Consider the following 10,841-nt stretch of genomic DNA (forward strand, 5'->3'; position numbering starts at 1 on the left):
TGAATGAGGGAATAACCCTCCAACTCAATGAAAACTAATCCTCCCTTAAATTATTATGCTCCTCCTGGGAATTCACCTCCTAAAACTTTACCTCCAACTCGGGGGATTAGCGTTATTGGGATTTATTTTAGGTCGGCTGTTGCCTCCTAAAATCCCCGTCTATATCGGTAAATTTTTGTTTTGGATTGGCGTTCCCATTGGGGTGATTGCCTTCGTGCGCCGATCGGATTTGTCGGGTTCCATCTGGTTAGCCCCAGCGATCGCCTGGGTGGCAATTCTACTGGGAGTCGGACTGAGCTGGATCTGGCTGAGGGCTAAAACCCATCCCGGTTCTGCTTCCCTAGCGGTGGAGGAATCATCCCAATGGTTCCATCTCCCCACCCAAGGCAGTTTTGTCCTTTCGACAATGGTGGGTAATACAGGCTTTATTGGCTATCCGGTTGCTTTGGCATTAGTAGGAGAACAATATTTTGCCTGGGCACTATTTTATGATTTGTTAGGTACAGTAATCGGTGCTTATGGCTTAGGTGCCGTATTAGCGGCGCGGTTTGGTGAGGGGTCGAAAAGTTACCAACAGTTTATCCATGCTATCCTCTACAATCCTACCCTCTGGAGTTTAGGGTTGGGGTTATTGGTGAGAGATATTCCCCTCCCCCCCCTATTAGAAAATAGTTTACAACGGTTTGCCTGGAGTGCGATCGCCTTGTCTCTGATTCTTTGTGGCATGAGACTGAGCCAATTACACTCCTGGAGTAGTCTCAAACCCGCCTCGGTCAGTCTGGTTATTAAAATGCTAATTGTACCCTTATTCCTGGGCATCATCCTATCGTTCTGGGAACTCGATCGCCCTGCATTGCTAATTCTAGTGCTACAAACGGCAATGCCTCCAGCCTTTGCCACTCTAGTCCTGGCGGAAACCTACAATCTCGATCGCGATTTAGCCGTCACTGCCTTGGGACTCGGTTCTATTTGTTTATTAGTCACCCTCCCCATTTGGGTTTTAATGTTTGGAATTCCCCCGGTTTAAGCTAAAACAAATCCTCCGTAACTGGAGAGCTAAAAACAGGAATTACCCCTAGAATTCAAAGGAATACCTCAGCCGAATTCCTGGGAAATTTCCGCCCTATATTTGTGATTAGAGATGATTAACTTGCCACGGTTTGATAACGTTGAGCGAGTTGCTCCGGGGTGATTTGTTCATACCCTTCAAACGGTTGATGAATCCAGGGATTATCCGTCAGATAATCCACATAATAATTCGGTTGAATCGCTGAACAAGCTTTATACCAGAGGACGGCGGTGCGGATCTCCTGGATCTGATTTTCATAATGGGAATTCAGCCAATGTTGAGTTTCTTGGAGAGAAATTCCCGTATCTACCAGGTCATCTACCAATAAAACATGAGGGCCGAGGGTATCGCCGATCGCCGTTAAGTGGCGGGAAATCTTCAAGGAGCCTCGGTGTTGACCGTTCGCACCGCCATAAGAAGCGGTCGATAAAATTCCTAAAGGGCGATCGTAAATCCGGGCGAGGATATCTCCCACCCGCAATCCCCCTTTGGCAATGCAAACGATCTGGTCAAAGTGCCAATTTGACTGATAAATTTGGACCGCAAGCTGCTCTATTTTTTGGTGGTACTCGGACCAACTAATATAAAGGTCACGCATGAGGGCAATTTTTCCAACAGTAGCAACAGAAATCACGAATAAAGGTAATAGATCACGATAGCATAGAATTTACGGGCTATATCGTATGCCACAATACAGAAAAGCGCCCCTGAAATTTGTATCGTCACAGGCGCTTGTTGTCCTCCTCCAGCAATGGCGGTATCCCGCCACGCTCTTTCCCTGGAAAAACCAAAGTTCATGAATCACTCGTCTCCTTCCGATCCAGCTTCCGACCCATCCCAGTCCGAAAAACTTAGCCTCTCCACAAAACTGGCTTATGGGGCTGGAGATATGGGGGCTGGGATCACCACCATTTTAATCTCGTTTAGCCTCCTGATATTTTTAACGGAGGTAGCGGGTTTAGACCCCGGATTGGCAGGAACAGTCCTGATGATTGGTAAGGTGTGGGATGCCATCAATGACCCGATGATCGGGATGTTGAGCGATCGCACCCGGTCTCGCTGGGGACGGAGGCGATCGTGGATGCTCTTTGGTTCCCTCCCGTTTGGTCTGTCTTTTTTCCTACATTGGTTAGTCCCTCACTTCAGTTCAGACCCCCAGGTGAATCAGTGGGGGCTGTTCGTCTATTACATCGTGGTGAGTATCTTTTTCCAAACCGCTTATACCGCAGTTAATCTCCCTTATACAGCCCTTACGCCAGAACTCACTCAGGATTACAACGAGCGCACCAGTCTCAACAGCTTTCGGTTTGCCTTCTCCATTGGTGGGAGTATCTTAGCTCTCATTTTAGGTGTGGTCTTGACTCAATTGATGCCTGACCTTAAACAGATGTATGTCGCCCTAGGCGGCATTTGTGCGATTCTATCGGTATTTCCCCTCTATTGGTGCGTCTTCGGAACCCGAGAACGGTATCAAACCCAAGCAGACCCCACAAATTTATCCCTGATTGCTCAGTTCAAAATTGCCTTGAGCAATCGTCCCTTTCAGTATGTGAGTGGGATTTATCTTTTTTCCTGGTTAGCTCTGCAATTAACCACCACAATTATTCCCTATTTTGTCGTGAGTTGGATGCGGCGAGATTCATTCTTTGAGGTGGCTTTAATTGTGCAAGTGGTGGCGATTATTATGCTATTTGTCTGGAGTGCGATTAGCAAATCTTTGGGGCGGAAAGCGGTTTACTTTATGGGCATGGGGTTTTGGATTATTGCTCAAGGTGGACTGTTCTTTTTACCGCGCGATCGCATGGATTTAATGTTCTTCTTGGCCGTTCTAGCCGGTATAGGCGTAGCAACGGCTTATCTCGTTCCTTGGTCCATGCTCACCGATGTGATTGATTTAGATGAATTAAATACCGGCCAACGTCGGGAAGGAATCTTCTATTCGTTTATGGTCTTTTTACAAAAGCTGGGATTAGGTTTGGGGATTTTCTTTGTAGGACAAACTCTCCAATGGTCGGGCTTCATAGAATCCGCTGGAAGTACCACAATTCCCGAGCAACCGAACTCAGCTTTGTTCGCCATCCGAATGGCGATCGGGCCTCTACCAACCCTGTTTTTAATCGGGGGTTTAATTTTGGCTTATTATTATCCCCTCACCCGGGAAGTTCATGCAGCGATTTTATTGCAGCTTTATGAACGGAAGCAACAGGCTTCGGTCAAGGGTGCAGACTAAACCATCCGGAGGCGATCGCTCCCCTATTCAATAGACCTGTTGCAAAAAAAAGATTGATCCCCCCAACCCCTCTTTAAGAAGGGGGGCTTTAAAGAATTTTGCAAGAGATCTAATCAATGGGACGGCGACTGAGTTTTATGGCCCTTTCCTCCAGTGCGAATTTCCAGCGATTGTCAAAGCATCAACTCAGTTTTCCCCGGTCCCCCCACACTTGGCGATCGCCAGTTCGGAAATCCCTCCCTGAAGAGGGCCGATTTTCTCCCGTTCCTTCGGTCCTCGCTCTATAATAAAAAAGTGAATGTAAAGTTATGTAAATTTCCTGAATCTATGTCCCTGTTAAGTTTAGAAGAAATAGCCGTCAAGCTAGACAGTGAAAATTCCGGCGATCGCATGGTAGGCTTGGCTTCCTTGCGGAACGTCCCCGCTGCGGTTGCCTTCCCCTATATCGAAAAACTCCTCAATGATGAGAACCTCCAAGTGCGATCGATGGCCGTTTTTGCTTTAGGCATTAAAGTCACCGCCCAATCCTTTCCCATTCTGGTCAAAATCCTCGAAAGCGAATCGGATTACAGCATTCGGGCCGGTGCAGCAGGGGCATTGGGATATCTCGAAGACGAAAGAGCCTTTGAACCTCTGGTTCGTGCCTTCTATGAGGATACCGATTGGCTGGTTCGCTTCAGTGCCGCAGTCTCCCTCGGAAATCTCAAGGACCTGCGTGCCCAGGATGTGTTGCTCAGTGCCTTGGATAGCGATGAAATCGTTTTGCAACAAGCGGCGATCGCCGCCCTTGGGGAAATTAAATGTATTGAAGCCGTTGAGCGCCTGTTGCGGTTCGTCCAGTCCAAGGATTGGCTGGTGCGTCAACGCCTCGCCGAAGCTTTGGGACATCTTCCCAGTGAACAAAGCATCTCCGCCCTCAAATACATGGCAAAAGATAGTAATCCTCAAGTCTCTGAAGCCGCAACCCTCTCTCTGAAACGACTCGCTGATGCCACGGCTCTTTGATGAGGGGCGATAATCCTGGGTTTTCTAGCACTCGGACCCTAGAATTGAGAAGTGGGAGCATCTTGCTCCCTACTGCTCAAGTAGAGAAAGATGCTCCCACCCACAACTAATCCCTTAAAAATGGCGAGAATTAGAGGAAGAATCCCCTTGAAAATCCTGAATAAAATGAGAGATAGCCGAGACTAAATTGGTGTAAAGCATTCCATCGGAAGCGCGGTAACCGCGTCCACTCCATCCGGGCAAATCTAGGGTTTCCGCTAACTGACCAAAATCGGAAGCGATCGCCCAGGTTTCTTGACCCACTTCCGATTCCTCTGCCTGCACCTTCGGTTCCCCCTGACGATAGCGCTGGAGTTCCTCTTCTTGTTGGGCCACCTTTTGAGTCATCCGGTCCAACTTTTCCACCAAAGGTTGATAGGCTTTTTCTAAGTCTGCATTCACCACTTTGGCGGCTTCCTCATTAAACGTATTTTCCCAGCTTTCTTGTTTAGAGCGTTCCAATGCCGCCTCTAAATCCGCAATCCGTTCATCCTTAAGTTGATTCTCCTGATGCAACTGAGCAATCCCGTCTAGTTCGGCCTGTTTTTGTTGCAATTCAGCGGCAAGTTCAACATTTTTCGCCAGGAGTTCTTCGCGCACTTGCTGCGCTGCGGCGACTTCCGTTTTCGCCGCCAACAATCCCTCATCCCGCGCCTTGCGAAATTCGGCCTGTATTCGGTCCTGGAGTTCTTTCTCTAACTGAATTCGCAAGGTTGCCAGTTCTTGGTCCTTTTTGGCGATCGCCTCCGCGATTTTTCGGTCTACCTCTTCTTGGCTAAACCTTCTAGGGGATGGTTTGCGAGCGATCGCCGGTTTGCCGGTGCGTTCCGTGCGCACCCGTTGTCTAATCATCGTGGCACTGGGGCGATCGCCGGAGGTTAAAATCTTTTCCGCGAGGCGATCGGACCCGCCACTGAGGGCCGCTAATGCAGAAATACTCCATCCCGCCATTTGGTCAATCCGGTGGGGAATCCGCTGCACCAGTTCCGCCACCTTGATTAAATTTCCGGCGAGATATTCCGACCCGTCAAAATAGCGATCGACCCAGACTTTAAATAAGACTTTTCCTAATCGTTGCTTCGTTTCCAGCAAGTCACAGCCGTTCTCAATCTGCTGAATCGTCCCGGTTTTGATGCGATCGCGGATCCGGGACACAACCGCCTCCGCCTCTTCTACTACATTGGCGGGTAAATTTCCATAATCTAAGGGAGATGGGTTGATACCTTCCGTCGTCTGTGCCATAATTGACCTTAATAGTTTAAGTTTAATAGTCCTTAACGGTTCTGGGTTGTCCTTAGATAGTCCTTAACGGTTCTGGATTGTCCTTAACTGTCCTTAACTATTCTTGTGCTTACGAGAATGGTCCTTGTGCGTTAAGAACCTCAGTGTCGTTAGACCTGAGAGTTTCAAATGATTTTGATCCCCTATCCGTGGCTTGAGTAAGCGGTTAGGCTTAACATTTCCGCGTTCTGTCCGGCAAGACAGAACGCGGTTTTTCCTTAATGGCTAGTTTATCACAACTGGGTACCTTACCGAAGCAGATTGGTTCCCTATTTGTCAAACTAACGTCCATCGTAGCTCCAAGGATGTATCATAAAAACTGTTGACATCGAGACAAACCCGTGAGTAAACGAGTCCATGTAACCCTTCCCGATGCCGTCTATGATGCCCTCGAACGCTGGGCTGACAGTCAAGGACGGCCTGTGGCTAACTTAGCTGCATTTATTATTGAGAAAGCTGTAGAAGGAGCCAATAACGATGGGAAAATTCCGCCGCCCCCCTCATCCCCCGCTAAAAATTAGCAACAATTCAGAGCCAGGATTGGATTACATTGAATTACGATGATTCAATCCTGCACGGTTGCGGTTGATGAGCCAGTCGCGATCGGGTTTAAAAGTAGGGCGCTCCCGTTCTGACTTTCCCTCGAATCATGGGGGGAGTCTGCATTAGTTTTCCGTTTACGTTTCTTAATTGTCTGAGCGAATTAAATGGATTTATTAAATAAAAAATAGCTTGGCATTTTGGTAAAACTTAAGGGTTGAAATTTTGGGTAAAATATTAATAATTAATATCAAGCCTGAATTTAATGATTTCTATCATACAATTCAGTTTTGAAAAGTGCTGCTTTCTCTTTTTTAACTCCTGAAAAAGCCAATATTTACACTAAATTTTTAATAATTTTTGAATTGATTTAAACGGGCTATTTAAGAAAAAAACAACTTGAAGTCATTACTATAAACCCAAGCAGATATGAAATCATTACTCTTGAGTTTGTTAAGGGTTTAGACGGGTTTTCTGGGTTAAATTCGGGGGAGATGAGAGAAAATTAATGAGAATTTATACCTAATTGAGGGACGTGAATTCTTAATTTTCAATCAATAATCTGAAATACAGTGTTTTTTTTGGGGAATCTCGCAGCAGTTTGGCAGGAGTCGGCGCATGGTGCGATAACGTGGTTATAGGGAGAACATTACACTTTCGGCAATACCGGGACCGCCTGAACATTGCCGTGCAGATTACAAATCGTTGTTGCCTACACTGGAAATAAAGACAAGATAAATGAGCATTCCTACTTCGGTGCTGGAAGAGTTGCTGCACGCCTTGCCCCTGCTGAGAACTCAAATTTATTTCAAGTCTTCTTTAACCGCACTGTCCCATGCGATGGAAGATCAAGTCCTGGCGGGGGCCGAGCAAGCTTTGGTAATTGCCTGCTTCCAACGAGAGCGATTTTATCGTCAGGAGGCGCACCGATATCGACGGATCGGGACCAAGACTGATCAAGTGTATGTACTTGCCTCACCGGAAACGGAATTTCAAAATAGTTCACAGATCCAGGAGGCGATCGCCTTTGAACCGGATGATGGATTAGCGAAAGAGTGGCACTTGGTAGTGCTTGCGCCGAACTATTCCACTTGTTTGGTTTGTCGGGAAAAAGAGGTAGCCCCGGTGAAGGCATCGGATCTGCCATCGATGGATCAATCGAGACGGTTTGAGGGAATTTGGACCTTTGATCGGCAGGTTTCTTGTACCGTGGCGCGGTTATTGTTGGAGCGAGTCCGGGTATATCGACCGGATTTGGAGGAGAAGATCGAACAAGCGATCGCCACCTATGGACTGAGCGAACCAGACAAAGCCCTGGAAGCAGCAGCGAGATTCCAGGATGTAGACCCAGGACCCTTTGTGCAACGCTTGGTAACGTACTTGCAGGTGAGTCAACATAAATTAGTTAAAACCTATCGCTCGATCGCCGCCCAAGAGCGTCGGGAACGGTTAGTCAACTCCATTACCACCGCCATTCGTCAATCCCTGAATCCGGCGGATATTTTCCAAGTCGCCGTGCGAGAACTCGGCGGAGCGTTAGATGTTTGTCGGTGTTTAATTTATCGATGCAAAGCCACCGATCCAGAAGCGGCGATCGCGTATGAATTTTTAGGGCGATCGGTCAAGTCCCTCACCGGAGAAGTTTGGCCCTTGCAGGAGAATCCCCTATTTCAGGAAGTCGTTGCCTCTGGGGAACGAGTCATTGTGGAGAACCTCACCGACCCTCGAATTACTGGATCCACGCGATTGGTCGCCTTAGTCCAAGAGTGGCAGATTGAATCCTGGTTAATGGTGCCCGTGCTCTATCAAAACCAACTGGTAGGAATGGTGGAATTGCATCACTGTGGACGAGAAGAAAGACAGTGGGATGCAGAGGAACTGGCAATGGTTGAGGCGATCGCCACCCAAGTGGGAGTAGCCACCCTGCAAGCGGAAGCTTACGCCAACTTAGAAGACTTGAACGAACAACTCGCCGCCCTCGATCGCACCCGCAGCAACTTGATTGCCATTACCGGACATGAACTGCGCACCCCCTTATCCACCATACAAGTCTGCCTAGAAAGTCTCGCCTCTGACCCCGATATGCCCCCAGAACTGCGGCAAGTCATGCTCAGTACCGCCCTAGCCGATGCCGAAAGAATGCGGACCCTGGTGCAAGATTTTCTGACCCTCTCTCGCCTAGAAAGCGGACGAGTGGAATGGAATACAGAAGCCCTACCTTTACATGAATGCCTGTCCTTAGCCATCAGTAGTGTTCACACCCGGGCGAACACTGAAACGGGAGCCTTACCTAGCTTGACCCTAGAAGTGCCCGAGGATTTGCCCTTAGTGCGTGCCGATGGGGAGTGGTTAGTGGAGGTGCTCTCCAAACTGATTGATAATGCGTGTAAATTTACGCCTTCCGGGGGAAAAGTGACCATTTTGGCCCAACTCCGAGGCGATCGCGAAGTAGAAGTCAAAGTTGTGGATACAGGACGAGGCATTAGCAGCGATCGGCTTGAAACCGTCTTCGATCGCTTTTACCAAGAAGAAGGTGCATTGCGTCGTTCCACCGGAGGCACCGGCCTAGGATTAGCCATCTGTCGGCAAATCGTCACCGGGTGGGGAGGGCAAATTTGGGCCAAATCCGGCGGAAAAGATTGCGGCAGTCAGTTTCATTTCACCATCCCCATTGCTATAGACAACGCCGCTGAAGTCATCCCCAATCCGAGTCCCCGCAGCAAAAGCAAATCATCAAAAGGCGATCGGTCCTCCGGGAGTTCCCGCAATCGCAGGACACCGATCCGGTAGATAGGGGGATGGGGGAGATGGGGAGGATGGGGGAGATAGGGAGGATAGGGAGGATAGGGAGGATAGGGGAAGGATTGGGGAAGGATTGGGGAAGGATTGGGGAAGGATTGGGGAAGATGGGGTCCTTATAACATGGCTTAAGCACGTCACGCAAGCTGGAGGCTCTACCGAGTCACCAGAAATCTCCCCTATCTCCCCCATCCTCCCCATCTCCTCAAGCTTTACCCTTCTGAAGAGCCTCCCAAACAGCCGATCGCCTCTAGTAACCCTCGGGCTTTATTCAGGGTCTCTTGATATTCACTTTCAGGGACCGAATCAGCCACCAGACCCGCACCGGCTTGGACAGAAACCGTATGTTTGCCATTGCCATTGCTGCGGACCACCATTGTTCTGATGGCGATCGCACTATTTAACTGGCCCTCAAAATCGTAATACCCATACACCCCAGAATAAGGACCCCGGCGACAGCCTTCTAACTCGTGCACAATCTGCATCGCCCGAATTTTTGGGGCACCGCTGACGGTTCCTGCGGGGAAACAGGCTTTTAATAAATCCCATGCTGTTTTTTCCGGGTCCAATTCTCCCCGCACATTACTGACGATATGCATCACATGGGAATAGCGCTCAATCACCATTAATTCATCCACCCTGACGCTTCCTTTCACACAAACTCGCCCGAGGTCATTGCGGCCCAAATCGACTAACATGACGTGCTCGGCCACTTCTTTCGGGTCATTGAGTAAATCTTCGGCTAAGGCGGCATCTTCTTGGGGGGTTTGTCCGCGTAGTCGGGTTCCGGCGATCGGGCGCACGGTGGCTAATCTGGACCCTTCTGGAGTCAGTTCTGCCTTGACCATCACTTCCGGACTGGATCCGATAATTTGCCAGTCATCGAAATTGAAATAAGCCATATAAGGCGAGGGATTGATGAGGCGGAGGGACCGATAGAGGGAAAAGGGGTCGCCCTCATATTCCGCTGATAAGCGCTGGGAAATGACAACTTGAAAGATATCCCCCGCCTTGATATAGTCTTTTGCCTTTAATACGTTTTTGCAGTATTTTTCCGGGGAAGTATTGCTCGTATAGTGCAACTCTTTCCGTGGAGACGAATCTGAGGGTCTGGAGGGTGGGGTCCATTCCAAGAGGGTGTCTTTTTTTAATAGGGGTTCTTGGAGTTGCTTGACTAAACCCCGCACGCGATCGCAAGCTTGGTCATAAGCCGATCGCGGATCCAACGTTCGTAAATCTGCGTAGGCGATCGCCCAAATCTTCCGCTTCACTTGGTCAAATACCAGCAAACTATCCGCCTGCATCCATAATCCATCTGGCACATCGGTTTCTGTTGCAGGATGGATCGGCACCCGGGGTTCCATCCACCGAATCAATTCATATCCCCAAAACCCAAATAAACCCCCCACTCCCGGCGGCAATTCGGGTAATTTCACAGGTTGAATCAACTTCAGGCAGTTTTCCAATGCCTCAAACGGATCCCCCTCAAACACATCCACCACTCCCGTGCGATGTTTCTGAATGGTTTGGTTATCTTTGGCTTCCAAAATCCACAGGGGGTCACAGCCCAGAAAACTATACCGGGCTAAGTTTTCGCCCCCTTCGACCGATTCCAACAAAAAGCTATAGGGTTGTCCTGCGCAGACTTTGTACCATGCTGAGACAGGGGTATCCAGATCCGCAACCCATTCTTGGTAGACGGGGACAAAATTACCTTGTTTGGCGAGTTCAGTAAATTGAGAAAAATCTGGAAATATCATAGGGTCTTGATGTTGCCGGAGGATGGGGGATGGGGGGATGGGGGAGATGGGGGAGATGGGGAGGATGGGGGGGATGGGGAGGATGGGGGGGAGGGGGAGGAGGGGGGGGGGGGGGGGG

Annotated in this window: 9 protein-coding genes; 6 read left to right on the forward strand and 3 right to left on the reverse strand. The window is 49.0% G+C overall.

What is annotated here, in order from left to right; genetic code table 11:
* Positions 1-55: 55 nt before the first annotated feature.
* Positions 56-1,027, forward strand: a complete 972-nt coding sequence (locus NG796_RS13940; protein ID WP_261207439.1) for an AEC family transporter — start codon at positions 56-58, stop codon at positions 1,025-1,027.
* Positions 1,028-1,145: 118 nt separating this feature from the next.
* Here the strand turns inward: NG796_RS13940 and NG796_RS13945 are convergent, their stop codons facing one another.
* On the reverse strand, positions 1,146-1,667 hold the full coding sequence (locus NG796_RS13945; protein ID WP_261207441.1) for a phosphoribosyltransferase: 522 nt from the start codon (positions 1,665-1,667) through the stop codon (positions 1,146-1,148).
* 198 nt (positions 1,668-1,865) lie between these two features.
* Between NG796_RS13945 and NG796_RS13950 the strand changes: the two genes are divergently transcribed.
* The 3 genes from NG796_RS13950 to NG796_RS13960 all read left to right on the forward strand — a co-directional run bounded on the left by NG796_RS13950 (position 1,866) and on the right by NG796_RS13960 (position 4,304).
* Entirely contained in the window at positions 1,866-3,299 is a 1,434-nt protein-coding gene (locus NG796_RS13950) for an MFS transporter (protein WP_261207442.1), read from the forward strand.
* Between the two features lie 116 nt (positions 3,300-3,415).
* Positions 3,416-3,586: a hypothetical protein gene (locus NG796_RS13955; protein WP_261207443.1), complete on the forward strand. Its 171-nt coding sequence runs from the start codon at positions 3,416-3,418 to the stop codon at positions 3,584-3,586.
* A gap of 40 nt (positions 3,587-3,626) precedes the next feature.
* The gene (locus NG796_RS13960) at positions 3,627-4,304 is read left to right on the forward strand and encodes a HEAT repeat domain-containing protein (RefSeq protein WP_261207447.1); all 678 of its coding nucleotides are present in this window, start codon (positions 3,627-3,629) and stop codon (positions 4,302-4,304) included.
* 114 nt (positions 4,305-4,418) lie between these two features.
* Here the strand turns inward: NG796_RS13960 and NG796_RS13965 are convergent, their stop codons facing one another.
* On the reverse strand, positions 4,419-5,585 hold the full coding sequence (locus NG796_RS13965; RefSeq protein ID WP_261207444.1) for a hypothetical protein: 1,167 nt from the start codon (positions 5,583-5,585) through the stop codon (positions 4,419-4,421).
* Between the two features lie 380 nt (positions 5,586-5,965).
* Here NG796_RS13965 and NG796_RS13970 point away from each other — a divergent pair, with 380 nt between their 5' ends.
* On the forward strand, positions 5,966-6,145 hold the full coding sequence (locus NG796_RS13970) for a ribbon-helix-helix domain-containing protein (RefSeq protein ID WP_261201220.1): 180 nt from the start codon (positions 5,966-5,968) through the stop codon (positions 6,143-6,145).
* 757 nt (positions 6,146-6,902) lie between these two features.
* On the forward strand, positions 6,903-8,954 hold the full coding sequence (locus NG796_RS13975) for a DICT sensory domain-containing protein (RefSeq protein ID WP_261207445.1): 2,052 nt from the start codon (positions 6,903-6,905) through the stop codon (positions 8,952-8,954).
* Positions 8,955-9,175: 221 nt separating this feature from the next.
* Here NG796_RS13975 and trpE read toward each other — a convergent pair whose 3' ends face one another.
* Positions 9,176-10,723, reverse strand: a complete 1,548-nt coding sequence (gene trpE / locus NG796_RS13980; protein WP_261207448.1) for an anthranilate synthase component I — start codon at positions 10,721-10,723, stop codon at positions 9,176-9,178.
* Positions 10,724-10,841: the final 118 nt, after the last annotated feature.

Source organism: Laspinema sp. D2d (assembly GCF_025370755.1).
In the GTDB taxonomy this organism is placed as follows: domain Bacteria; phylum Cyanobacteriota; class Cyanobacteriia; order Cyanobacteriales; family Laspinemataceae; genus Laspinema.